Source organism: Zooshikella ganghwensis (assembly GCF_018263875.1).
Lineage (GTDB): Bacteria > Pseudomonadota > Gammaproteobacteria > Pseudomonadales > Zooshikellaceae > Zooshikella > Zooshikella ganghwensis.
This window is the reverse complement of record NZ_JAEVHG010000003.1, coordinates 312645-337945: the sequence shown is the minus strand read 5'-3', so window position 1 is coordinate 337945 and position 25301 is coordinate 312645. Positions and strand designations below refer to the sequence as shown.

General features: G+C 45.4%; 24 protein-coding genes. 16 read left to right on the top strand and 8 right to left on the bottom strand.

The window, feature by feature from the left end; genetic code table 11:
* Nucleotides 1-3 precede the first annotated feature (3 nt).
* From nagZ to KHS79_RS07500, 3 genes are read left to right on the top strand one after another with little or no spacing between them, the layout of a single operon-like run.
* On the top strand, nt 4-1026 hold the full coding sequence (gene nagZ / locus KHS79_RS07510; protein ID WP_094787531.1) for a beta-N-acetylhexosaminidase: 1023 nt from the start codon (nt 4-6) through the stop codon (nt 1024-1026).
* Nucleotides 1019-2179 carry a mechanosensitive ion channel family protein gene (locus tag KHS79_RS07505; protein ID WP_212717980.1) on the top strand — a complete coding sequence of 387 codons (1161 nt, stop codon included), beginning with the start codon at nt 1019-1021 and terminating at the stop codon, nt 2177-2179. The genes nagZ and KHS79_RS07505 overlap by 8 nt, the downstream gene beginning before the upstream one ends.
* Before the next feature lie 3 nt (nt 2180-2182).
* Entirely contained in the window at nt 2183-2920 is a 738-nt protein-coding gene (locus tag KHS79_RS07500; RefSeq protein WP_094787529.1) for an S-methyl-5'-thioinosine phosphorylase, read from the top strand.
* A gap of 41 nt (nt 2921-2961) precedes the next feature.
* On the opposite strand, the gene KHS79_RS07495 is transcribed toward KHS79_RS07500, so the two are convergent.
* Both KHS79_RS07495 and mfd read right to left on the bottom strand, forming a co-directional pair.
* On the bottom strand, nt 2962-3711 hold the full coding sequence (locus tag KHS79_RS07495; RefSeq protein ID WP_212717978.1) for a CsiV family protein: 750 nt from the start codon (nt 3709-3711) through the stop codon (nt 2962-2964).
* Nucleotides 3712-3888: 177 nt separating this feature from the next.
* Nucleotides 3889-7341 carry a transcription-repair coupling factor gene (gene mfd, locus KHS79_RS07490; RefSeq protein WP_212717976.1) on the bottom strand — a complete coding sequence of 1151 codons (3453 nt, stop codon included), beginning with the start codon at nt 7339-7341 and terminating at the stop codon, nt 3889-3891.
* Between the two features lie 219 nt (nt 7342-7560).
* Between mfd and KHS79_RS07485 the strand changes: the two genes are divergently transcribed.
* A complete protein-coding gene (locus tag KHS79_RS07485) occupies nt 7561-9012 on the top strand; it encodes a glyceraldehyde-3-phosphate dehydrogenase (RefSeq protein WP_212717974.1) in 1452 nt (483 codons plus the stop codon).
* 8 nt (nt 9013-9020) lie between these two features.
* Here the strand turns inward: KHS79_RS07485 and KHS79_RS07480 are convergent, their stop codons facing one another.
* Nucleotides 9021-9185, bottom strand: coding sequence for a hypothetical protein (locus KHS79_RS07480; protein WP_157365420.1), 165 nt, complete (start codon nt 9183-9185; stop codon nt 9021-9023).
* 201 nt (nt 9186-9386) lie between these two features.
* Here KHS79_RS07480 and KHS79_RS07475 point away from each other — a divergent pair, with 201 nt between their 5' ends.
* The 9 genes from KHS79_RS07475 to sthA all read left to right on the top strand — a co-directional run bounded on the left by KHS79_RS07475 (nt 9387) and on the right by sthA (nt 18278).
* A complete protein-coding gene (locus KHS79_RS07475; RefSeq protein ID WP_212717971.1) occupies nt 9387-10730 on the top strand; it encodes a Na(+)-translocating NADH-quinone reductase subunit A in 1344 nt (447 codons plus the stop codon).
* A 2-nt stretch (nt 10731-10732) separates the two neighbouring features.
* A complete protein-coding gene (locus KHS79_RS07470; protein ID WP_212717969.1) occupies nt 10733-11941 on the top strand; it encodes an NADH:ubiquinone reductase (Na(+)-transporting) subunit B in 1209 nt (402 codons plus the stop codon).
* Entirely contained in the window at nt 11931-12704 is a 774-nt protein-coding gene (locus KHS79_RS07465) for a Na(+)-translocating NADH-quinone reductase subunit C (RefSeq protein ID WP_027708001.1), read from the top strand. The genes KHS79_RS07470 and KHS79_RS07465 overlap by 11 nt, the downstream gene beginning before the upstream one ends.
* 1 nt (nt 12705) lies before the next feature.
* The gene (locus KHS79_RS07460; protein WP_027708002.1) at nt 12706-13368 is read left to right on the top strand and encodes an NADH:ubiquinone reductase (Na(+)-transporting) subunit D; all 663 of its coding nucleotides are present in this window, start codon (nt 12706-12708) and stop codon (nt 13366-13368) included.
* Between the two features lie 2 nt (nt 13369-13370).
* The gene (gene nqrE, locus KHS79_RS07455; RefSeq protein ID WP_027708003.1) at nt 13371-13982 is read left to right on the top strand and encodes an NADH:ubiquinone reductase (Na(+)-transporting) subunit E; all 612 of its coding nucleotides are present in this window, start codon (nt 13371-13373) and stop codon (nt 13980-13982) included.
* A gap of 43 nt (nt 13983-14025) precedes the next feature.
* Complete coding sequence (nqrF, locus tag KHS79_RS07450; protein WP_027708004.1) at nt 14026-15258, top strand: NADH:ubiquinone reductase (Na(+)-transporting) subunit F; 1233 nt, start codon at nt 14026-14028, stop codon at nt 15256-15258.
* Nucleotides 15259-15348: 90 nt separating this feature from the next.
* Nucleotides 15349-16476, top strand: a complete 1128-nt coding sequence (locus tag KHS79_RS07445) for an FAD:protein FMN transferase (protein ID WP_212717967.1) — start codon at nt 15349-15351, stop codon at nt 16474-16476.
* A 3-nt stretch (nt 16477-16479) separates the two neighbouring features.
* Nucleotides 16480-16725: a (Na+)-NQR maturation NqrM gene (nqrM, locus tag KHS79_RS07440; protein WP_212717965.1), complete on the top strand. Its 246-nt coding sequence runs from the start codon at nt 16480-16482 to the stop codon at nt 16723-16725.
* Nucleotides 16726-16883: 158 nt separating this feature from the next.
* The gene (sthA, locus tag KHS79_RS07435) at nt 16884-18278 is read left to right on the top strand and encodes a Si-specific NAD(P)(+) transhydrogenase (RefSeq protein WP_212718123.1); all 1395 of its coding nucleotides are present in this window, start codon (nt 16884-16886) and stop codon (nt 18276-18278) included.
* A gap of 47 nt (nt 18279-18325) precedes the next feature.
* On the opposite strand, the gene KHS79_RS07430 is transcribed toward sthA, so the two are convergent.
* The 3 genes from KHS79_RS07430 to KHS79_RS07420 are packed head-to-tail and all read right to left on the bottom strand — an operon-like array spanning nt 18326 to nt 19914.
* Nucleotides 18326-19039 (bottom strand): glycerophosphodiester phosphodiesterase, encoded by a 714-nt coding sequence (locus KHS79_RS07430; protein WP_212717963.1) that lies wholly within the window; start codon nt 19037-19039, stop codon nt 18326-18328.
* Between the two features lie 12 nt (nt 19040-19051).
* A complete protein-coding gene (locus KHS79_RS07425; RefSeq protein ID WP_038290906.1) occupies nt 19052-19324 on the bottom strand; it encodes a hypothetical protein in 273 nt (90 codons plus the stop codon).
* A gap of 11 nt (nt 19325-19335) precedes the next feature.
* A complete protein-coding gene (locus tag KHS79_RS07420; protein WP_038290916.1) occupies nt 19336-19914 on the bottom strand; it encodes a PilZ domain-containing protein in 579 nt (192 codons plus the stop codon).
* Nucleotides 19915-20005: 91 nt separating this feature from the next.
* On the opposite strand from KHS79_RS07420, the gene KHS79_RS07415 reads away from it, so the two are divergent.
* Nucleotides 20006-21250 (top strand): lipoprotein-releasing ABC transporter permease subunit, encoded by a 1245-nt coding sequence (locus KHS79_RS07415; protein ID WP_212717961.1) that lies wholly within the window; start codon nt 20006-20008, stop codon nt 21248-21250.
* Nucleotides 21243-21929, top strand: a complete 687-nt coding sequence (gene lolD / locus KHS79_RS07410; RefSeq protein ID WP_212717959.1) for a lipoprotein-releasing ABC transporter ATP-binding protein LolD — start codon at nt 21243-21245, stop codon at nt 21927-21929. Before KHS79_RS07415 ends, lolD begins: the two co-directional genes overlap by 8 nt.
* Nucleotides 21930-22004: 75 nt before the next feature.
* Here the strand turns inward: lolD and KHS79_RS07405 are convergent, their stop codons facing one another.
* Nucleotides 22005-22313 carry a hypothetical protein gene (locus KHS79_RS07405; protein WP_027708013.1) on the bottom strand — a complete coding sequence of 103 codons (309 nt, stop codon included), beginning with the start codon at nt 22311-22313 and terminating at the stop codon, nt 22005-22007.
* A 36-nt stretch (nt 22314-22349) separates the two neighbouring features.
* On the bottom strand, nt 22350-22880 hold the full coding sequence (locus KHS79_RS07400) for a DUF2062 domain-containing protein (protein WP_212717957.1): 531 nt from the start codon (nt 22878-22880) through the stop codon (nt 22350-22352).
* A gap of 71 nt (nt 22881-22951) precedes the next feature.
* On the opposite strand from KHS79_RS07400, the gene KHS79_RS07395 reads away from it, so the two are divergent.
* Complete coding sequence (locus KHS79_RS07395; RefSeq protein ID WP_212717955.1) at nt 22952-25261, top strand: DNA internalization-related competence protein ComEC/Rec2; 2310 nt, start codon at nt 22952-22954, stop codon at nt 25259-25261.
* The last annotated feature ends 40 nt before the right edge of the window (nt 25262-25301 follow it).

Sequence of the window (25301 nt, the reverse complement as noted above, 5' to 3'; positions counted from 1 at the left end):
AGTATGCGTTCTGGACCATTTGTGATTGACATTGCCGGCACCCAGTTGACCGAAGAAGATGTGCAATTACTCCATGACAACAGGGTCGGTGGGCTGATTTTATTTAGTCGTAATTATCAGCATCGACAACAACTTGTGGATTTAATACAGCAGGTGAGGGCTTTGCGTCCTGATTTGCTTATTATGACTGATCAGGAAGGTGGTCGTGTGCAGCGCTTTAAGGCTGAGTTTACACGTATTCCTGCAATGGGGCGCTTAGTTAAAGCGGCACAACACGAAAATATTGAGGTTCCAGCATTATTACGTGATGTTGGGTGGTTGTTAGCCAGTGAGTTATTAGCCTGTGGTATTGACTTAACGTTAGCTCCTGTCGTGGATTTAGATCGAGGCATCAGTACCGTAGTGGGTGATCGAGCTTTTGCTGAAGACCCACAATGTGTAGTTGAGTATGCCGGTGCCTTTATTGAGGGGCTAACTGCAGCAGGCATGTCAGCTTGTATCAAACATTTTCCAGGTCATGGTGGGGTAGCGGAAGATAGCCATCATCATCAGGTTGTTGATGAGCGCACCTTTGAAGACATTATGTCTACTGATGGCTTAACGTTTAAAACATTTATCAGGCAAGGTATTCCTGCGGTAATGGCTTCTCATGTCGTTTTTCCAAAGGTTGCCGCAGAGCCAACAGGCTTCTCTCATTATTGGTTAACGACCATTTTGCGTGAAAAGCTTGGCTTTAAGGGTGTTATTTTGAGCGATGACTTGTCGATGCAAGGGGCAAGTTGGCTAAATGGCAGTGCAGTTGCTCAAGCACAAGCCGCACTTGATGCAGGCTGTGATTTGTTATTGGTGTGTAATCAACGAGCCAAAGTCTTACAGCTGCTTCAGCAGACAGCTTTTGCTCAGCTTGATTGTGGAAACCAAATCCGTACACTGCGTGCGAATAATTATGTTGATTTTGACCAGTTACAAAAAGATGCGCGCTGGGTAGAGACCCGAGCACGCTTGATGCGGTGGAGTTATGACTGAGGACGTTGATAAGGCGGTAACCAACTTTTGGCAATACTTTGACTTTATTAAAAGCCAAGATATTTGGGTTTATCAGGTATTTACGGTGGTGTTTTTAACACTGCTGGCAAATTTTATTGCCCGACGAGTGTTGAATAAGCTAGCAATACAGTTAGAAAAAACCGTCAATGTCTGGGATGATGCGTTAATCGCTGCAGCACGGAAACCTCTTGAAATCCTAATCTGGGTGATAGGTTTAAGCTGGGCAGCCGAAATTACGCGTAAAGTGTCGCATGCTGTGGTGTTTGATATTATTGAGCCGGCACGTCAAGTGATAGTGATTGGACTAATCACGTGGTTTCTTGTGCGCTTAATACATAATATTGAGCAAACACTGATCTCGCCACCTTCTCATCGCCAGCCGATGGATGCAACGACAGTATCGGCTATTGGTAAGCTGCTAAGGGCAGCTGTTATTATTACTGCAGTACTTGTTGTACTTCAGTCGTTAGGGTACAGCATATCGGGTGTACTGGCTTTTGGGGGGATTGGTGGTATTGCTGTAGGTTTTGCAGCAAAAGATTTATTAGCCAATTTTTTTGGTGGGTTGATGATTTATTTAGATCGGCCTTTCAAAGTCGGTGACTGGGTTCGCTCTCCAGATAAAAATATTGAGGGTACCGTTGAGCATATTGGTTGGCGGTTAACTTGTATTCGTACTTTTGATAAACGACCTTTGTATGTACCTAACTCAACATTTACCAATATCTCGGTTGAAAACCCTTCAAGAATGTTGAATCGACGGATCTATGAAACCATTGGTGTCCGTTATGATGATGCCAATAAAGTCCAGCTGATTATTGAGTCGGTGAAAAGTATGCTGGAAAGTCACCCGGATATTGATACCCGGCAAACCTTGATTGTTAATTTTAATGCGTTTGGGCCATCCTCTCTGGATTTCTTTATTTACACGTTTACCAAAACGACAAACTGGGTCGAATACCATAAGATTAAGCAGGATATTCTGCTAAAAATTCTAAAAATCATTGCTGAGCACCAGGCAGAGGTAGCCTTTCCAACACAAACGGTCCATTTACCTGATGCATTACAGGTTAATACAGCAAATGGTTTACATCATCCTGATAATAAAGTTGCATTAGAACACGGAGATTAACACATGCCGTCGATGGCTGTTATTGGGGGCACGGGGCTGACGCAGTGGCCAGAATTGGAGCTAAAGGATACCGTTTCGCACGAAACTGTTTATGGTAATCCATCTGCGCCTATTACTATTGCCAAGTTAGGGAATGTTGAGGTTGCTTTCTTGGCACGCCATGGCTGTCCTCATCAGTTTGCGCCACATCGTATTAATTATCGAGCGAATATCGCTGCGTTAAAGAAGCTTGGCGTGAACCAGATTTTTGCCGTAAATGCGGTGGGGAGTATCTGCTCAGAAATACCACCTGAGAGTATTGTAATACCTGATCAAGTAATTGATTACACCTACGGCCGTGAACATACTTTTTTTCCTGGCGATGATCAGCCAGTGCATCATATTGATTTTACTGAGCCTTTTAGCCCTAATTTGAGGGACCGGTTATTGCAGACCGCTCAGGATATTCAGTTATCGGTTAAAACAAAAGCTGTATATGGCTGTACCCAAGGCCCACGTTTAGAAACGGTTGCTGAAATCAATCGTTTGGAGCGAGATGGTGTTGATATTGTTGGCATGACAGCCATGCCAGAGGCCGCTTTAGCGCGTGAAATGGAAATGGATTACGCGAGTATAGCTTTAGTCGTCAATATGGCCGCTGGACGAAGCTCAGGGATTATAACCATGGATGAAATTGAGCTGGCGTTAGCCAAAGGTATGCAAAACGTGAAACGACTTCTGCTGGCGACCCTAAACCGATAAATTTTGGACTGGCAGGCGGATTGATCTGATGCCTCTCATGGTTATGAGGTCGGTTTTTCCTGGGAAGGTAAAATAGGTGTCAGCTTGATAATTACGCCAATAACAGGGCTATCAATGTAGTGCAGTGTTTTTGGCGTAACCATTTCAGTTTGCTGCAAACTGTAGTTGGCTTTCAGTTCGTAGCGCAGGTCATCTGGACTGGCTGAGGCAAGCCAGCGCTCCTCAGCAGTCATTTCTGCTTCATCTTCAAACTCCACTACATTCCACCGCTGCTGGCGTGCGGCTTGCTGCTTGGTCGGGGCGCTTACTTCAAATGTGCGAAACCACAAGTCGACCTTAAGCTGGTAAACATGCTCAAACGGTTGAATGTGTAAGGTGCCAATAAGTTCGGGCTGGTCTTCATAGTACTGCCCACCCTCTATACGGATAGGTTCTGCTTGCTGGTAGGGTTGCATCCAGCCGGCATAGGTCAGCACATAAAAGGTATGGTTGCGTTGTAGTTTTTGTACAGTTGTCGATAAGGTTTGTTGATCTTTTTGCAGTGCTGGATAAGTCGTACGGGCGGTTAAGTTGCTCTCAATGTTGCTCAGGGATTGATCAGAAAGGTAAGCATAGTGGGCGGGAAGGGGGTGCTTATTGAGGGCGGGCCAGTTTTCCAGTGTATCTTCGTTAAACTCTTGCTGAACGATAATGACTTCGACTTGCAGCCATTCGGGTAAAGGCTCTGTTAAGCCGTTTGCAGCAGGTTTGCTTGGTTGTGCTGTTGCCGCCAGGCAGGCAGCAACAGTCAACAGCGCTCCTGTTAGGATGAGTAATCGTGAGCATCCAATGCTTTGCATTTTCAAGTTGTTAGCTTATTCCATTCAATAATCACACCCTAAGCTTAGCCAGAGGCTAGTCAGTTTACCCATTAAAACAATGGATATGCCAAAAACAGTGAATACGCTCTTTAACAGTGATCACCAGGACTAGCTTGCCAGCAGAGTCATAACCTGCTGGGTAGTTTTTAAACGCTGATCAGGAGAAGGCATGTCTTCAAAATATTTAAAGATGGTCGCGCCTTCCAGTCGGTAGCGATAAGGGTGTGCCTGTACCAGTTGCACAATCTTTAATGGGTCTACTTGAGGCTCACTGCCAAACTCCAGGCGGCCCGTTTCTGCTCCAGTATCGATTTTATGGATACCGAGTTTTTGCGCTAACAGCTTAAGCTCCGTTTGCCTGAACAGGAATTTTGTAGGTTCGGGTAGTAGGCCAAAGCGATCAATCAGTTCCACCTGCAGTTCTTCTAGCGACTCAGTGGTGGTGGCGTTTGCAATACGCTTATACATCATCAGTCGGGTATGAACATCGGCAATGTAATCGTCAGGCAGTAAGGCGGGTACCCGCAAATTAACTTCAGGGCCTTGCTGTAAAGGTTTATCCAAGTCAGGGGTTTCACCTTTTTGAATGGCTGCAACAGCACGCTCTAACATTTCCATATATAAGCTGAAGCCTACCGACTGAATCTGCCCACTTTGCTCATCACCTAACAGTTCACCTGCTCCACGGATTTCTAAGTCATGGGTCGCTAGGGTAAAGCCAGCGCCTAGTTCATCTGCTACCGAGATAGCATCCAGGCGTTTTACGGCATCATCAGTGACTTTTTTCGACTCAGGCGTGAGTAAGTAAGCGTAAGCCTGGTGATGAGAACGGCCAACCCGACCACGTAACTGGTGCAGTTGCGCTAAACCAAATTTATCTGCCCGGTCGATAATGATGGTGTTAGCGCTTGGGATATCGATACCGGTTTCAATGATCGTAGTACACACCAGCAGATTGCTGCGCTTATGGTAAAAGTCAGACATGACTTGCTCTAGCTCGCGTTCTCGCATTTGCCCATGACCAATGGCAATACGAGCTTCGGGTACCAGCTCGGTAAGTTCTTCAGCGACTTTCTCAATGGTTTTGACTTCATTGTGTAAGTAATACACCTGCCCACCACGTAGCAGCTCACGGAGAATGGCTTCTTTAATCAAGTGTGAGTCAGAGGGACGGACAAAGGTTTTTACCGATAACCGGCGTGCTGGTGGTGTAGCGATAATCGATAAGTCTCGCAGGCTGGCCATCGCCATATTTAAAGTACGTGGAATGGGGGTGGCGGTAAGGGTCAGTATATCGACTTCAGCGCGCAGGGCTTTTAACTGCTCTTTTTGGCGTACCCCAAACCGATGCTCTTCATCGATAATGATTAAGCCCAAGTTGCGGAAAGTGACAGACCCTTGTAACAGCTTGTGAGTTCCAATGACGATATCCACTTTGCCTTCTTCTAAGGCTGAAAGGGTTTGATTCACTTTTTTACTGCTACGAAAGCGTGAAAGTACTTGAATGTTAACGGGTAAGTCGGCAAAGCGATCCTTGAAGCTTTCATAATGTTGCTGGGCGAGCAGGGTGGTGGGGACGAGGACGGCAACCTGCTTGCTGCCTTGCACGGCAATAAACGCTGCTCGCATCGCGACCTCGGTTTTACCAAAGCCCACATCACCACAGACCAGGCGGTCCATCGGTTGAGGCGAGGTCATGTCTTGTATGACGGCTTGAATAGCTGACTGTTGATCAGGGGTTTCTTCAAAAGGAAAGCTGCTGGCAAATTGCTCGTAGCTTAGCTCGGGCGCAGGAAAGGGAAAACCTTGTCGGGCTGCACGGCGGGCGTAAATATCTAATAGTTCGGCGGCAACATCACGGGCTTTTTCGGCAGCTTTGCGCCGTGCTTTACTCCACTGTTCACTGCCTAGTTTGTGTAAGGGGGCTAACTCGTCATCGGCGCCTGTGTAGCGGGAAATTAAATGGAGGCTGGAAACAGGCACATAGAGTTTCGCTTCATCACTGTACTCCAGGGTTAAAAACTCAGCTGGGTGATCATCAATGGTGAGTGTTTGCAAGCCGCGATAACGGCCTACACCATGATCAATATGAACAACAGGTGCGCCTATTTTCAGCTCAGTTAAATTCTTAATGATCTGATCACTTTGGTCTTGCTGTTTTCGTCGGCGCCGGCGCTGTGCCACTCGCTGACCAAATAATTCTGACTCAGTAATCAGACACAGGTTTTGATCGGTGAACCATAAACCTTGATCAATAGGCGCCACGGTAATGCCAAAAGCGCTGCTGGTATCATCAGCAAAGGCGTGCCAGTGACTAAAAAATGTAGGGTTGATATTTATTTTTTTAAGATGCTCTAGCAGTGTTTCCCTTCGACCTGCTGACTCAGCGCAAAATAGAATGCGAGGCTTGTGCTCAGCAATAAACGCTTTGAGTAAGTGTAGGGGTTGTTCATGGCGGGCATCCGTTGCCAAAGAGGGTAAGGGGGAACTGGCAAGGTTGGTACGCCCCGACTTTTCTTCAACGGTCTCTTTTTCAAGCTGCAGTCGCGGTAACTGACGACACGCTGAAAAAAACTCATTGCTAGGGACAAACACGCGATGCGGCGGCAGAATGGGTCGCTGAATATCATGACGACGACTTTCGTATCGATTACTGGCTTCTTGCCAAAAACGCTCAATGGCCGGTTCCACATTACCAAATAGGATGGCTTGAACCTGACTGGGTAAGTAGTCAAACAGGGTGGCGCATTCTTCAAAAAATAGCGGCAGATAATACTCTACACCTGCAGGGGCAATGCCATGAGTGACATCTTGATAAACTGGGCACTGCCTAAAGTCCACATCAAATGTTGTACGCCATGCCTGCTTAAAATGATCAATCGCTTTGCGATTGAGTGGAAATTCTTTAGCGGGCAACAGGTGAAGTTCATTAAGCTTTTCTGTTGAGCGTTGTGTTTCAGGATCAAATAAACGCAGGGTTTCAATGGTGTCATCAAATAAATCAATACGCACTGGGGTTTCCAAACCCATTGGAAATATATCCATAATACTGCCCCTTACCGCAAACTCACCGTGCTCATAAACTGTATCAACACAGCGGTAACCAGCACTTTCTAGGCGTTTACGCTCAGTTTCCAGTACAAACTGGTCGCCAACCGTCAACATAAGGCTGTTTGCTTGTAAGTAGTTGCTGGGTGTAATGCGATGCATCAGGGTCGTGACCGGAACAATAAGAATACCTTGACGCACTTGGGGCAAACGGTAAAGGGTCAGTAATCGTTGTGAAATAATATCCTGGTGTGGGGAAAAGCTATCATAGGGGAGTGTTTCCCAGTCAGGAAAAGACAACACAGGAAGTGTGTTGTCGGCTAAAAACAACCCTAGTTCACGTTCAATCTGGTTCGCACTGGCCGTGTCTGGGGTAATGATCAGACTTAATCCATTAAATTGGTGAGCGGCGGTGGCGACAGCCCAGCTGGTTGCTGCACCTTGTAAGTTGCCAAGAAAACGTCGATCACCACGATGCGTGGGTAATTCCAGAGTCGTATGTTGAACGGTCATTGACTTACCAGTTTGTCCTACAAAAATTCAGATAATCTTTCCAACCACGCATCATACGCGAGATATGGGATATAACGCACGCCGAGTATTAAGAATAACCCGTCACTGAGTTGCGTTGCCGGTAGCGAGCCTCGATAATATACGCGCTTATAACCTAGAGTGTGTATCGACAAAAAACAATACCGTAGTGTATTGGCTAACAAATAAAGGTAAAAAAACGTGAATCAAAAAATACAGCATGACTGTTTCCAGGATTGGAAAAAACGTGAAGCGATGGCTGAGGCCATGATCCCGCTAATTGGCAAGCTGTATCGTGAGCACAATGTCGTGACTTCCATTTACAGCCGACAAATCATTAACCGCTCGGTCATTGATATTATTAAAGCTCACCGTTTTGTTCGCCAGATTGAAGCAGAAGAGCTGGCGATTGAGGACAGTTTTCCCATTCTCCAAATACTCACAGAACTCAACTTAGGACCTGCTCACATCGATGTAGGCAAGTTGGCTATTAAATTCAAGAAGCAACAACAAACACAGGACCTGGCGACCTTTGTCCGCCAAGAAATTGCAGATGTGATTGACAAACACCCCGGAGGCGATGGTAAAGGTCAGGATGTTGTTTTATATGGCTTTGGTCGTATTGGTCGTTTGGTGGCCAGAATATTAATTGAGCGTGCAGGGAGTGGTGATGGGCTAAACCTCAGAGCTATTGTGGTGCGTAAAGGCGGGGCTAAAAATGATTTACTTAAACGTGCCAGCCTCCTGCGTAGGGACTCTATCCATGGTTCATTTGGCGGAACCATAACCATTGATGAAACCAATAACGCGATTATTGCCAATGGTACATTTATTCAAGTGATTTATGCCAATTCACCTGCTGAGGTAGACTATGCTCAGTATGGTATAGACAATGCTGTCGTGGTGGATAACACCGGTATTTGGCGTGATGAAGAAAGCTTATCCCAGCACCTTAAGTGTGCTGGTGTGAGTCGCGTGTTATTAACAGCTCCAGGCAAGGGCGAATTGAAAAATATTGTGCAAGGAGTGAATCATCAGTTAATTACCGCAGATGATAAAATTGTGACGGCAGCTTCTTGTACGACCAATGCCATTGTCCCTGTGCTTAAAGCGGTCAATGATCAGTTTGGTATTGAACACGGTCATGTAGAAACCGTTCACTCCTATACCAATGACCAGAATCTTATTGATAACTACCATAAGGCTGACCGCAGAGGCCGAAGTGCGCCGTTGAATATGGTAATTACGGAAACAGGAGCGGCGAAAGCGGTGGCCAAAGCGTTGCCAGAGTTGAAAGGTAAGTTGACCGGCAATGCGATACGCGTACCTACACCGAATGTTTCTTTAGCTATTCTTAATTTAACGTTGAATAAAGACACAACAGCTGATGAGCTTAATAATTACTTACGAGAAATTTCACTTTACTCAGAGTTGCAAAAGCAGATTGATTATGTCAACTCGCCAGAAGTAGTGTCGTCTGATTTTGTTGGTTCTCGCTATGCTGGCATTATTGATGGAGAGGCAACCATAGCAGACAACAACCGTTGTGTACTTTATGTGTGGTACGATAACGAGTACGGCTATAGTTTTCAGGTGAATCGAATACTGCAAACGTTGGCTAATATTCGTTATCCCATGTTTCCAAAACCATAAAATTTGAATCAAAACCCTGTGGCTTTGCCATCGGGTTTTGTTCGCTGTTGCTCCGCAGTACCGCAAAATCTGAATAAATACGGCGTTATAGGTGGCATAATTTCGACTGCATCATTATAATGCTGGCGATTTTTCTGTGGGGTAATAACTCTAATTAGCCTGATGATGCTCATGTGAACCGCATTGTAAGATATCCCTAGAAATGGGTTTTGACCTACAAGGCATTATGATTTTAACGTGAGCCTATGAGCTCATAAGTAAGTCATGCTTCTCAGCGCAACCACTTGACTGAACAATACAACAACAAGTGTCAGTCGTCCGTGATGGGTTAATTAGGGTAACCTTGAACGTTCAACCAGTGATAGGCATTACGTATGATCAACATCAAACGGGGCCTTGATTTACCGATCACAGGATCGCCACAGCAGTCCATTGATGCTGCACGCCGCCCAGTCCGCTCTGTAGCGGTGCTTGGCCGTGACTATGTTGGTATGAAACCAACCATGGCCGTTGCTGAAGGTGATCGGGTAAAGACAGGACAGGTTATCTTTTCTGATAAAAAAACACCGGGCGTACTTTATACTGCTCCTGCAAGTGGAGTAGTGACCGCGGTCAATCGAGGTGAAAAACGGGTATTCCAATCGCTTGTGATAGAAGTTGATGGTGATGATGCTGAAACATTTGCCAGCTATGAGCCAAAAAACTTTGATCAACTGACACCAGCACAAGTACAGGAAAACCTGGTTCAATCTGGCTTATGGACAGCTTTCCGGACTCGTCCTTTCAGCAAGGTGCCAGCGCCAGATACTACGCCACACTCCATTTTTGTCACGGCAATGGATACCCATCCGTTGGCTGCAGACCCTGCTGTCATCATTCAAGAGTATCAAGATGACTTTGTGCAGGGGCTGAAAATTATTGCTAGGCTCACTTCAGGCAAAGTATTTGTTTGTCACGGTGACAATGCTTCAATTAATGTAGGGCAAGCGCCAGCCTCATTACATAGTTTCTCTGGACCGCATCCTGCGGGCTTGCCTGGAACCCATATTCACTTCCTAGATCCTGTAGGCACTAACAAAACCGTCTGGCATATTGGCTATCAGGATGTCATTGCGATTAGCCGTCTGTTTACTACAGGTAAACTATGGGTAGAGCGTGTCGTATCACTGGCAGGCCCTCAAGTGACTAAGCCTCGGTTGGTAAAGACCCAGCTGGGCGCTAACCTCACTGACCTTGTTCAAGGTGAAGTTTCTGATAAGGCCAATCGTATAATTTCAGGCTCTATTTTTGGTGGCTCAACAGCTAAAAATGAACTGGCATTTCTAGGTCGTTACCATAATCAGGTTGTGGTGCTTGAGGAAGGTTACAAGCGCGAATTCATGGGATGGTTGGCTGCTGGACAAGAAAAGCACTCGGTTATGAATGTGTTTTTATCCAAACTTTCAGCGAGCAAACGGTTTTCCTTTACCACTACAACCAATGGTAGTGTCAGAGCCATGGTGCCCGTGGGGAATTACGAAAAAATCATGCCATTGGATATTTTACCTACGCAGTTACTTCGGTCACTGATCGTTGGTGATACGGAAATGGCTCAAAAATTAGGCTGTTTGGAGCTTGATGAAGAAGATTTGGCATTGTGCAGCTATGTATGTGCTGGCAAATATGAGTACGGGCCAATCTTACGTGACAACCTGAACCGTATTGAGCAGGAGGGTTGAAGATGAGCTTGCGACAGTTTCTCGACAAAATAGAACCTAACTTTCATAAAGGGGGCAAGTACGAAAAGTGGTATGCGCTTTATGAAGCTGCAGATACTATTTTTTATACCCCTGGTAAAGTCACTGGTGGCACAGCACATGTCCGTGATGGTATTGACCTAAAGCGGATTATGATTACCGTTTGGTTTTGTGCATTTCCTGCTATGTTTTTTGGCATGTACAACGTGGGCTTGCAAGCACTGCAGGCGATGCCAACAGTAGGTGTTTCAGAAGTAGATGGTTTGCGTGGTGCATTTATCAGCTTGTTCAGCAGCTATGATGTTAATAGCTGGTGGGACTGTTTGATATACGGTGCTGCTTACTTTTTACCAGTTTATATCGTGACCTTCGTTGTCGGTGGTTTTTGGGAAGTATTATTTGCTTCAGTTCGTGGTCATGAGGTAAATGAGGGCTTCTTTGTAACCTCAATCTTATTTGCCTTGATCTTACCGCCAACCATTCCTTTATGGCAGGTTGCGTTGGGTATTTCCTTTGGTGTGGTGATAGGGAAAGAAGTTTTCGGCGGAACCGGTAAAAACTTTCTTAACCCTGCACTCACAGGGCGAGCTTTCTTATTCTTCGCTTATCCTGCGCAATTATCTGGTGATGCGGTTTGGACTGCAGTTGATAATTTCACAGGAGCAACAGCTTTAGGTGTAGCGGCTGCTGATGGTATGGACGCGCTGCAAAATACCTATACCTGGGCACAAGCTTTTGTCGGTACGATCCCTGGCTCAATTGGTGAGACTTCTACCTTAGCCATTATGCTAGGTGGCTTTGTACTACTGGTTACGGGTATAGCTTCTTGGCGGATTGTGTCTGGTGTGATGATTGGGATGATTGCCACATCGCTGCTATTCAACGCTATTTCTTCAGAATCCAATTATATGTTTGCCATGCCTTGGTACTGGCATCTGGTATTGGGTGGCTTTGCCTTTGGTATGTTCTTTATGGCCACAGACCCTGTTTCAGCGTCAATGACGAATACAGGTAAATGGTACTTTGGTGGTTTGATTGGTGTGATGGTGGTGTTGATTCGGGTCATTAACCCCGCTTTCCCTGAAGGAATGATGTTAGCCATTCTATTTGCCAATCTGTTTGCGCCGTTAATTGACCATTTTGTGGTGCAAGCGAATATCAAGCGGCGGGAGGCGAGACTCAATGTCAGCTAATGACTCAATCAAGAAAACGATTACCGTTTCTGTCCTGCTGTGCTTGGTCTGCTCTGTTTTAGTTTCCGGTGCAGCGGTAATGTTGCGGGATACTCAGAAGCAAAACAAACAGCTGGATAAACAGCGTAGTATTCTGGAAATTGCGGGCTTGATGCAGCCAGATAAGTCTATTGCAGAGCAGTTTGCGGCGATTACCCCGAAAATTGTTGATCTGCAATCAGGCCAGTTTACGGATGAGATCAATGCCAGTGGCTATGACCAGCGTAAAGCTGCAAAAGACCCGAAACAATCTGACATCGTGCCAGCTGATCAGGATATTGCCAGCATTAAGCGCAAAGCGCATTACGCGACAGTTTATGTGGTAGAGAAAAACAATAGCATTGATACCATCATTTTACCGGTTCATGGCTATGGGCTCTGGTCAACAATGTATGGCTTTCTGGCCTTGAAAGGGGATACCAAAACGGTTGTGGGCTTTGGCTTCTATGATCAGGGAGAGACTCCTGGCCTGGGTGGTGAAGTGGACAACCCCAAATGGAAAGCACTGTGGACTGGTAAAGAGGTATTTGATGACCAGTTTAAAGTGAAGATTAACTTGGTCAAAGGTGCAGCGAACCCGAGTAATCCCAACTTTGACCACCAGGTTGATGGTTTGGCGGGAGCAACGCTAACCACACGTGGTGTTGAAAACCTGCTGCATTACTGGCTGGGTGAAAATGGCTTTGGACCTTTCTTGGCAAACTTAAGAGCGGGGAAAGCGTAAAATGAGTACGACCAAAGAAACCATCTTATCCCCCATTTTTGATAACAACCCGATTGCGTTACAAATTCTGGGGATTTGTTCTGCACTGGCGGTAACCAGTAATTTGCAGACAACCGTTGTAATGTGTATTGCACTGACGCTGGTAACGGCCTTTTCCAATATGTCAGTGTCGTTAATCCGCCACCACATACCCAGCAGTATTCGTATTATCGTGCAAATGACGATTATTGCTTCATTGGTTATTGTGGTGGATCAGGTGTTGAAGGCCTTTGCATATAGCATCAGCAAACAGCTTTCAGTTTTCGTAGGGCTGATCATTACCAACTGTATCGTCATGGGTCGTGCTGAAGCCTTTGCCATGAAAAACCCACCCATTCCCAGCTTCATCGATGGTGTTGGTAATGGATTAGGGTACAGTATTATTTTGCTGACCTTAGGATTTATTCGAGAGCTGTTTGGGGCCGGCAAACTGTTTGGTGTTGAGATTCTGCCGCTGGTGAGTGAAGGTGGATGGTATCAACCCAATGGCATGCTGCTCTTACCACCTTCAGCGTTCTTTTTAATTGGTTTACTGATTTGGGGCCTCCGAACTTGGAAGAAGAGCCAAGTGGAACAGCCTGACTATAAACTGGCCGCTCACAGCAAGTATAAGGAGGCTATGTAATTATGTTTGAACATTACATTAGCTTATTCATAAAGGCTGTTTTTATTGAAAATATGGCACTGGCATTCTTTCTGGGAATGTGTACGTTTCTTGCCATTTCTAAAAAGGTTCAGGCGGCTATTGGTTTGGGAATAGCGGTCATTGTGGTGTTGGCGGTAACAGTACCAGTCAATAACCTCCTTTATCAGCATGTTTTAAAAGAGGGGGCTTTAGCTTGGGCGGGCTTGCCTGATGTTGATCTGTCTTTTCTTGGTTATTTAAGTTACATCGGTGTGATTGCAGCTATTGTGCAGATACTGGAAATGGTGCTGGATAAGTATGTGCCTGCACTCTACAACGCGCTAGGTGTTTTCTTGCCTTTGATCACCGTTAACTGTGCCATTTTGGGTGCTTCTTTGTTTATGGTCGAGCGAGACTATACCTTTGCAGAAAGTACCGTATACGGTATTGGCGCAGGTGTAGGCTGGGCGCTGGCTATTGTTGCTCTGGCCGGTATCCGAGAAAAACTCAAGTATAGCGATGTCCCAGAAGGGTTACGTGGCTTAGGTGTAACATTTATTACTGTTGGTTTGATGTCATTAGGCTTTATGTCTTTTTCTGGCGTTCAACTCTAAGCAGTTATGTGGACCAACAGTGAATGAATAATAAGGAAACGATATGTCAGGTATCAGTGTAATCCTGCTCGGGGTTGCCATGTTTACAGTCATCGTCCTTGCACTGGTGGCAGTAATCCTGGTAGCCCGCTCCAAGCTGGTGAGTACCGGTGATGTCACCATTAACATTAATGATGATCCCGAGAAATCAGTAACAACGGCGGCTGGAGGTAAACTACTGCAGACGCTAGCTGAGAATAACATTTTCTTGTCATCGGCCTGTGGCGGTGGTGGCTCCTGTGCTCAGTGCAAGTGTAAGGTGCTCGATGGTGGCGGTTCAATTCTGCCGACTGAAGAGTCTCACTTTAACAAGCGGGAAGCGAATGAAGGTTGGCGCTTGGCTTGCCAGGTTCCAGTCAAGCAGAACATGCAAATTGAAGTCCCCGAAGAGTTTTTTGGGGTTAAAAAGTGGGAATGTACGGTTAAGTCAAACCACAATGTGGCGACCTTTATCAAAGAGTTGGTGCTGGAGTTACCAGAGGGTGAGGTTGTCAATTTCCGGGCGGGTGGCTATGTCCAGTTGGAAGCGCCACCTCATGAAGTTCATTATAAGGACTTTGATGTTGAAGAGGAGTACCGCCCGGACTGGGATAAGTTTAACCTGTGGCAGTACGTCTCCAAGGTGGATGAGCCTGTTATCCGTGCCTACTCAATGGCTAATTATCCTGAAGAAAAGGGTGTTCTGAAGTTTAATATTCGGATTGCTTCACCACCGCCTGGCTCAGATGTGCCACCCGGTAAGATGTCTTCCTGGGTGTTCAACCTTAAGCCTGGCGATAAAGTGACGGTGTATGGTCCCTTTGGTGAGTTCTTTGCGAAAGACACAGAAGCGGAAATGGTCTTTATCGGTGGTGGTGCGGGTATGGCACCTATGCGAGCCCATATTTTCGACCAGCTCAAACGCTTGAACTCGAAGCGTAAGATGTCATTCTGGTACGGTGCACGTAGTAAGCGTGAGATGTTTTATATTGAAGACTATGATCATCTTGCCGCTGAAAATGACAACTTTGAGTGGCACGTTGCGCTGTCAGATCCTCAGCCAGAAGATAACTGGACTGGGTACACTGGTTTTATCCATCAGGTATTGCTTGAAAACTACTTGAAAGATCACCCAGCACCAGAGGACTGTGAATACTACATGTGCGGGCCACCCATGATGAATGCGGCTGTAATCAAAATGCTGGAAGACTTAGGTGTTGAGCCTGAAAATATCCTGCTTGATGATTTTGGTGGTTAATACTGAGCTGGTTAAAAGTGAACATACTATGTCAGTTTATACTGTCATAATACAAAGCTTTGGATAACGTCAAAAAAGGGTTCGGTCAGCATGATTGAACCCTTTTTTGCTTATGTGAGGCACTCAAGCAATCATTGTTTAGTATCAGTGAGTACTGTAGTGAACATACTTGAACAATATTTGTATGTAAAAAAAAATGTTTTTGGCTGTGCCATTTTATTGTCTCTGCTTGCGTTATTAACGGGTTGTAATCAGCAGACAATAGAGCAGGTCAGTGGCCCAACGATGGGCACCTCTTATCAGGTAAAGTATATTGCAGGGGATAGCAGTGTAAGTCAGTCAGAAGTAGCACAACGCGTTGATGCTGTGCTGGCTGATATCAATCAGCGTATGTCAACGTATATTCCAACCTCTGAACTTATGCAGTTTAACCAGGCTCCTACTGGTGAGATGTTTAAGCTCTCGAATGATATCGTGACACTTGTGGCCTTAAGTCAAGAAATCTCGGAGATGAGTGGCGGTCGCTATGATGTAACGGTTGGGCCTTTGGTTAATTTATGGGGGTTTGGTCCCGATAAGCGACCGACAACCATCCCTTCAGATGAAGCACTTGCTGAAGCCTTTGATAAGGTTGGTTATCACCATGTGAAGGCGGATAAGCAGGCCTCTACCTTACTTAAAGTAAAACCTGTTTTTGTTGATTTATCTTCTATTGCTAAAGGTTATGCAGTCGATAAAGTGGCTGAAGCCCTCGACACGATGGGTATCAATAGTTATTTGGTTGAAGTCGGCGGGGAGCTAAAAATCAAAGGCGAAAAAGCGGCTGGCGTACCTTGGCGTATTGGTATTGAAGAGCCTGCTTTAGGTCAGCGTAAGGCCAGCGCGGCGATTGAAGCACCCGGTAAGGGAATAGCCACATCAGGAGATTACCGTAACTATTATGAAATAGATGGACAGCGCTTCTCTCACACCATTAATCCGCTGACAGGGCGTCCTATTACTCATAAGTTAGCATCTGTGACAGTGGTGCACCCATCTGTTGCGATGGCCGATGGGTTAGCAACCATGTTAATGGTTGTGGGCTACCCTGAGGGTATGGCGCTGGCAAAAGAGCACGATCTTGCGGCCTATTTTATTGTCAAAGAGGGGGAAGGGTTTGCCAGTTACCCATCGCCTTCCTTTAAACCGTTTCTTGCGCCCAGTACCAGAGAGGAGTAAGCCATGACTGTTGTGCTGTTAGTGTTTTTCATGATGTTACTGATCATTGTAGGGATGGCTGTAGGGGTGATTTTTGCGCGAAAACCGATCAAAGGTTCTTGTGGAGGCTTAAATGCGCTGGGAATGAAAACCGCTTGTGAAGTCTGTGGCGGCAATCAGGATAAATGTAAAAAAAATACGCAGCGTAATGTCAGTTCCGATAGCCAAGTGGATGAATCCACCACTGAATTTTATGATGCGACTAAATAATTTAGCCGTGAACAACACTGCTTCAATAGCATTTAAATGTGGCCAGATATTCTGGAACCCGCTGCCTTAAGAAGCAGCATATTTCTTTATTACAAAATACTTGTGATGAAGCAGTCATTTAGCCTAGCAAGAATACTTAAGACTGATGGAGTGCCATGGTGGGTGTCACAAATTATGATGTGGTTGTATTAGGGTCTGGACCTGCTGGAGAAGGTGCTGCAATCAATGCACGCAAACTGGGAAAGCGGGTTGCTTTAATTGAGCAGCAGCAACAGCTTGGTGGTAACTGTACACACTGGGGGACTATCCCCTCTAAAGCGTTACGTCATGCTGTAAAAGAAATTATTAGTTTTAACACTAAGCCCATGTTTCGCGAGATTGGTGAGCCACGTTGGTTCAGCTTTCATAATGTACTGAAGAATGCAGAAAAAGTGATTGCGAAGCAGGTTAAGTCAAGAACTCAATATTTGGCCCGTAATCGCATTGATATTTTTTTTGGGCGGGCAAGCTTTGTTAATGAAAATACCATTGAGGTATTAGATCGAAATGGTACAGTCCAGCACCTGGAAACCAAGCAAACCATTATTGCTACAGGCTCTCGGCCTTACCGTCCTGCTGATATTGATTTTAGCCATCCACGTATTTATGACAGCGATACTATCCTGAGTTTAAAGCACACACCTCGCCGGATTGTGATTTATGGTGCAGGTGTTATTGGTTGTGAATATGCCTCTATTTTTAGTGGCTTAGGGGTAAAAGTCGACTTAATCAATACCCGCGATAAACTGTTGTCTTTTTTGGATGAAGAAATATCAGATGCGCTGAGCTATCACCTGCGACATATTGGGGTGGTGATTTGGAATAATGAAGAGTACGAAAAGGTTGAAGGGGTGGACGATGGTGTCATTATCCATCTTAGCTCTGGCAAACGCTTTAAAGCCGATGCCTTGCTGTGGGCCAATGGGCGGACAGGCAATACTCAGGGGATGGGCCTGGAAAATATTGGCTTAATGCCTAATAGCCGGGGCCAGCTGGATGTTAATGAGCATTATCAGACGGTGTTAGAACATATTTATGCGGCAGGTGATGTGATTGGCTGGCCCAGCTTGGCAAGTGCGGCATTTGACCAAGGTCGTTCAGCCGCTGGCAATGCGGCAAGCACTGAGCAATGGCGATTTGTAAATGATGTACCTACGGGGATTTATACGATTCCTGAAATTAGCTCTATTGGCATGACGGAGCAAGAGCTGACCTCGGCAAAAATTCCTTACGAAATTGGCCAAGCCTACTTTGAGGCGATGGCTAGAGCACAAATCAGTAATGAAACCGTCGGCATGCTAAAAATTCTGTTTCATCGTGAAACCTTAGAAATTTTGGGCATTCATTGCTTTGGTGATCAAGCATCAGAAATAGTACATATTGGTCAGGCGATTATGAGCCAGAAAGGCGAGGCCAATAGTTTACGTTATTTTGTTAACACCACCTTTAACTACCCAACGATGGCAGAAGCGTATCGAGTGGCCGCACTTGATGGGTTAAACCGTTTATTTTAAATACTGTTTAAATATCGATAGGACTGCACAGAGCTTACTCATTACCATCAGGTCTCCAAATGAAGGTAATGAGTAGGCCAGTCGGTGATAATGCTATCAACTTTGCAGTCAAGCATGCGCTGTATATCCTCAGCCTCATTTACCGTCCACGTTGATACTTCCAACTGATTGGTTTTAGCTTCAGCGACCAGGGTTGGATTACAACGTTTGTGGTAAAGCACCAAGAGTTGACAATTAAATGCCTGGGCTAAGCGAAGGGGATGTGGGTGGTGTTCAATCACCGCACCCAGCCGATATGACCGATCGAGGCCTTGAATATAGTCTAAGCAGTGCCAAACTCCTGAAGTGATGACAACATCACCCCGAGGTTGATGATGCGCGAGCCACTGGTGAGCAGCCTCTGCAACAGCATAAGCCTCTGCCCGGTTGTCTGCTTTTAGCTCCAGTTGCAGATGTTCAATTTCAGGACATGCTTCAACCAGTGAACTTAGGGATGGAATCTGAGCAGATTGAGGCCATCCCTTAAGTCCATAACGGGCATCAAGCATTCTCAACTGATCATAGGTATGGGCAGCGACTCTTCCTTGTCCATTCGTCGTTCGGTTAACGGTGCTATCGTGGATAACCACTAATTGATGATCCTGGCTCAATCTTAAATCAAGCTCAAAGTGGCGAACACCTTGGTCAATAGCATGTCGAAAACCTGTAAGGGTATTTTCAGGTGCCTCATTCCGAGCACCACGATGTCCAATAATCAGCATTACAAATAAAGGTTATGGATTACGATGAACGACGCTATGTAACACCTGCTGACGGTCAAAATACACAGTGAATTTGTCATATTCCCAACGAGTAATAGTCGGCTGGCCAACTGAGTGAGTGGCTTTAGGTTCACCAAACTGGTGACGTACCTGCTGCTCAGTTAAGCCATGATGGGGAAGATCTCCCACCTGAGACTGTTGCTTTTGATCTGCTATGTTAACGGTTTCACCCCAGCAGCTAAGGCTTAAAAAGAGTGTAAGACTGCTAATCACTAATGACTTCATGATGAATACTCCTAGACAGATTGATCAAGCCTTGCCCGGCGTTGCTGGGCCTGGAATTGAATAACATGTTTCGCTAACAGTTGTCTATCACTGTCACTGATGCATTCAAATGTGATGTGGTTTGTGTAGGTTTTATTCGCTTCTTCACAAGATACAATCTGTCCTGATAATAGCATTCCTGCATAAGAAGGAAATAAAACAAGTTTTATGGCAATATACCCTCCCTTTGGTAAAGGTGCTGATGAGCTGAAGGCGATACCGCCTTCACTTAAGTTGACAGACTGGCGTGGCAATGAAGCAATGTCTTCACTGCAAGCGGCAATGATACGGCTGAGTAACTGAATACGGCGGTCAATATTCTTTAAGTAATTCGCCACTTGGCGGTCTTGCTCGTGAATTGAACGTAATATTTGCTGTGATTCAGCTTCAATTGTCTGCATTTCAGTTATTAGTTGAAATTGCTCAGAAGTGTCACTGAAGGGAAAGGCTGCTGCACCAGGCGCAATGAGTTCTGGCATGAGTTGATACTCGATGGCAACAATGTCATCGATACGGAAGTAGTCGCGGTGATCTTGTGCATCGTCAGCCATAGCTAACCAAACCATTATTGTTCGTTTTTGCATTCAAGAATATCTGTTTTAGAGTGTAGCAGCCATTTATTGAGGGCTAAGGCAAAACTGCATGTTTAAACCATTACCACTGTTTATTGGGCTGCGATATACCGCAGCAAAGCGGCGCAATCACTTCATCTCGTTTACCTCGCTGATATCACTGATTGGCTTGGTATTGGGGGTGATGGTCTTGATCATTGTGTTATCTGTAATGAATGGCTTTGACCGTGAGTTGAAGCAGCGAATTCTCGGTATGGTCCCTCATGCAAAAATCACCAAGGTGTATGGCACCATCTCTGACTGGGAAAGCTTAATTCAGCAAATGGAAAACTCACCTCGGGTGATCAGTGCGGCGCCGTTTAATAATACTCAAGGCATGCTGACCAGTAATGGGCGTGTGCAGCCTGTTGCCATTTATGGGGTAGCACCAGACTATGAGCAAAAGGTTTCGATCGTTAATGATCATATGCGAGCGGGTAAACTGGCTGATTTAAAACCGGGTCAGTTTGATATTGTACTAGGTGATATCGTAGCGCGTAGGTTAGGGGCACAAGTAGGAGACAAGGTGACGTTGGTATTGCCTGATGCTTCTGTCAATCCGGCAGGTGTTTTCCCTAGGATGAAGCGCTTTAATGTGGTGGGTATCTTTGAAGTGGGTGCTGAACTAGATAGTTCGCTCGCCATTATTCACTTTCAGGATGCTGCAAAGTTATTACGCATCAAGGAAGGTGTGCAGGGTATTCGCTTGAAAATGGTGGACTTATTTACTGCCCGAGAGGATGTTGGCAAGCTCGCAAACACGTTGCATGATCGTTATTACTATAGTGATTGGACCCGTACCCATGGCAGTCTTTTTCAAGCAATCCAAATGGAAAAAACCATGATTGGCTTGTTACTTACCCTGATTGTAGCGGTAGCCGCGTTTAATATTGTGTCTACGTTAGTTATGGTGGTAACCGATAAACAATCAGATATTGCGATTCTGCGTACGTTTGGTGCTAGCACCAAGACTATTATGGGGATTTTCATTGTCCAAGGTTCAGTTATTGGCGTTTCAGGAACGCTACTGGGTGTTATCCTGGGGGTTCTGGTAGGTGCCAATGTACCAGAAATAGTGGACTGGATTGAAAGGACCTTTGAAATACAGTTTTTAAGTGGTGATGTGTACTTTATCGATTATTTGCCTTCCCAATTACAGTGGAGTGATGTTGGTATTATTACTGTCGCTGCTTTGTCTTTAAGCTTTTTAGCAACTCTTTATCCTGCTTACCGAGCATCCCGTACTCAACCTGCAGAGGCTCTGCGTTATGAATAATCAGCATGTACTAGTGTGTCAACAGTTGGTTAAGCGCTATCAGGAAGGTCCTGCTGAGGTTGAGGTGCTCAAGAGAGTCAACTTACAGCTAAGTGCTGGTGAGCGAATTGCGATTGTAGGAAGCTCAGGTTCAGGTAAAACCACTTTGCTGAACCTTTTAGGAGGACTAGATACACCAACGGAAGGTGAAGTGTTGTTAGATGGCCAGCAGGTTAGTTCTATGGCTGAAAATGAGCGGGGACAACTGCGTAACAGCAAGCTGGGATTTGTCTATCAGTTTCATCACTTACTGCCTGAGTTCACTGCACTGGAAAATGTTGCGATGCCTTTATTAATGAGGCCTCAAGTTAAGATTAAAACTGTGAAAGAGCAGGCAACAGAGCTGCTTACCCGTGTCGGCTTAAGTCACCGATTGGAACATAAGCCCGGAGAGTTATCAGGGGGAGAGCGGCAACGGGTCGCTATTGCCAGAGCACTTGTGACAAAGCCTTGCTGTGTGCTGTTAGATGAACCGACAGGAAATTTAGATCAGCATACAGCACATACTATTCATGAGTTAATGCAGGAACTAAGTCAGACGACAAAAACAGCCTTTTTAGTCGTAACACACGACCTGGCCTTAGCTAATCAAATGGACAGGGTTTTAAAGCTGGTAGAAGGCGAGCTAATTGCTGCTTAGGATTTCAGCATAGAAAAAAAATTTAACACCCGAAGCAGACCTCTTTGAGGCTGCTTCTTACACCGGTTTTATTAGCTAGGCATCGTCAGAGGGAGACTGATACTGGCTGGGGTCAATGGTTTTTCCCAGAGATCGTTTATCAATACGGCGGTTGCCACCAACCACTTCATACCGAAATACCACCATATCACCTACTACTACCTCAAGGGTTTGCTCTGCAGATAAATAGTTGTAGTTTTCCCCATCAACAGTCAGGGTATGAATATAATATTCTGGCATTCCTAACCATTCTTTATGAGGACCGTCAGTGTTAATGGCTTCCAAAATGCCTTTACCCTGACTTTTTTTCTTACCTTTACGGAAACCTTGGTAACCTTTTCTCATAACACTCAACTACATCAAATTGTTGGTTTAAATAAGCTAATCATTTTGTTGTCGCGTTTTACGTAGCTTTCGACTGTTCCAACTACGGGTGACATGCCAACGCCAGTAGAGGCGAATAGTTAAGTAGCTCACAGCACCAGAAAATAGTCCTGTAATAATAGAGCCAAAATAAAGTGGCTGCCAGATACGCCCAAGTTCATGCTCAAACCACTCAACAGTCATGGTGAAATCTATATCACTTACAGGTGTGCCCAATAAATAACAGCCAACTTTATAAGTGAAGTAAAAAATGGCTGGCATGGTGATGGGGTTGGTAATCCAAACCAATACAACAGATATGGGCAGGTTACAGCGAACAAACATTGCTAAAACACCCGCGACCAACATTTGCATTGGTATTGGTAAGAATGCACAGAAAATACCAACGAAGAAAGCACCAGCAACAGATCGTCGATTTAAATGCCATAAGTTCGGGTCATGAATTCGATCTCCAAGGTAGTGAAGAGAGCGGTTGTTTTTAATTTTTTCGGGACTGGGTAAAAATCGACGGATAAGTTTCTTTGGCATGAAAGGGCTCAACTAACCAAATACTGTCAAAAGCTGGGGTATTATGCCTGTAAAGTTAGCGCTATACCAATATGTTACATAAAGTTCTACTGGCCTTTATTGCTGGCTGTATAGGTATTGGCTGTTTACCAGTACTGCCCAGTCTTCTAAGCATAGGCATTTTTACAGTTGCAGTCTGTATCTTGTGTGCATGTGTACGTCGCCGAATAATGCTTTGCCTGATAATACTGGCGGGGCTGCTAGGGTTACTACGTGGCTATAGTTTTGGTTATGGTGGATTAGCACAGCAATTACCGAAAAGTGCTGAGCAGCAAGTACTTCAGCTTGAGGGAGAAGTGGTTGAAGTTCGACAGCGTAATCATCGCGTCCAAAAGCTACTGATAAAAGTTCACGCGTTGACAGCACTCAAGCAGCCGATTAATCCCACACCTGAATATATTTTACTGAGTGATTATCAGGGCAAAGCCAGTTATCAGCCGACGGAAGTGTGGCGCTGGCGTGTAAAATTAAAACGTCCTCATGGTTTTGCCAGTCCTGGAGCATGGGACTATGAGGGGTATTTATTCCAAAAAAGAGTGGGAGCTGTAGGTTATATTCACCAGGCACAGCAACAGTTAACGCCTGCTGGGCATAAAGTTTCCTGGTTTCGCTGGTTTTGGCCTCAGTCTTGGCGTGACCATATGCCTCCTGAGGTTCATGGTGTGCTGACAGCTTTACTGCTTGGTGATAAACAATATTTGCAAGGAAGTACTTGGGAAGTATTTCGCTCAACGGGAACAGCTCATTTGTTAGTTGTGTCTGGGCTGCATATTGGGTTGATGGCCACACTGGGCTGGTTGTTTGTTCATTGTATTGGGCGCCTTGTCAGCTGGCCATGGCAATTTATCTCACGTCCTCGCTGTGCAGCAATCGTTGCTTTGGCTTTTGCCTGTAGTTATGCACTGCTCGCCGGTTTTTCATTACCAACCCAACGTGCGCTTATCATGGTGGCTATTGCACTATCTGGGGTATTACTTGGTGTGAGGTTTAGACCCGTCACGCTGTGGTTGTCTGCCCTGGCAGGTGTGATTGCCTGGGACCCTTTAGCCTGGATAAGTAGTGGCTTTTGGTTTTCGTTTATTGCCACGGGTATTTTACTCTGGCGTTTTGCAAACCGACCAGGTAAACCTTCATGGTCTTTTAGGTATATATGGCCACAATGTGTTGTGATGGTGGCAGTGCTCCCCATACTGTATAGCCAAGGACAAAGTGTGAGCTGGCTAAGTCCTGTTATTAATATGCTTGCTATACCTTATCTTGGCTTAATTCTATTACCAATGGCTTTGTTAAGTGGCTTATTGACTTTTCTTTCGTTGCCCCCTGACTGGGCTGCTATGCCCGTATCTATTGCTACCCAGGGTTTGCTGCTTGGAATTCACTGGAGTGCTTCCTTAATCACACCAAAACTAACAATACAGTTGCATGGGTTACCCCTGGTAATGGCTTGTTTAGGGGCATTGTGGATATTGTTACCTTCAGGACTCCCCGGCCGCTGGCTAGGCTGGTGCTGGTGGCTGCCACTTTTTTGGACACAGCCTGCTGGCGTTGCTCATGGTGGCTTACACTTGGCTGTTTTAGATGTGGGACAAGGCTTGGCTGTTGTGATTAAAACTGAGCATCATCTACTGGTGTATGACACTGGGAAAGCGTTTTCTCCAAGTTTTTCTGCTGCTAAAGCAGTGTTAATCCCATACTTGCAGCAGAAAGGCTGGTTGGCCGTTGATACATTGTTAATTAGTCATGGTGACTTAGATCATAGTGGCGGTATGCAGGATATTATTGAGCAGTTTCCTGTCAGCCGTGTTCTCTCTGGAACACCAGCGCAGCTGCAAACTGATACTTTAGATGTGGAAAAGTGCAAACCTGGACAGCATTGGCAGTGGGATAACATAAGGTTTCAAATACTCGCAGGTGGAAACATGCACAGGCATGATAATAATGCCGCATCATGTGTGTTGAAAGTATCTGCAGAAGGATTGAGCGTATTACTTCCTGGTGATATTGGTCAGGCAGAAGAACACCGTTTAGTTGAGCAGTATGGTAATCAATTAAAGGCTAATGTGTTGATTGCTGCACACCATGGCAGTAAATATTCTTCATCTATGCTATTTCTTAAACATGTACAACCGACTTTTGTCGTATTTTCTGCGGGTTACCTTAATCCATTTAAACATCCTGCACCTGCAGTATTGAAACGAATTAATGTGTTAGCCAGCAAGGAGTTCCAAACCAGTCGGGATGGAACGGTAGAGATAAATTATGATCCTGGACTGGAGTTAATTTCGACTTCACTTTATCGACGTGATGTACGGCATTATTGGTCTGAAAAAGTGAACTGGTAGGTATTCGGTCAAGGGATAGTTTGTGTTAGAGTGTGCGCAA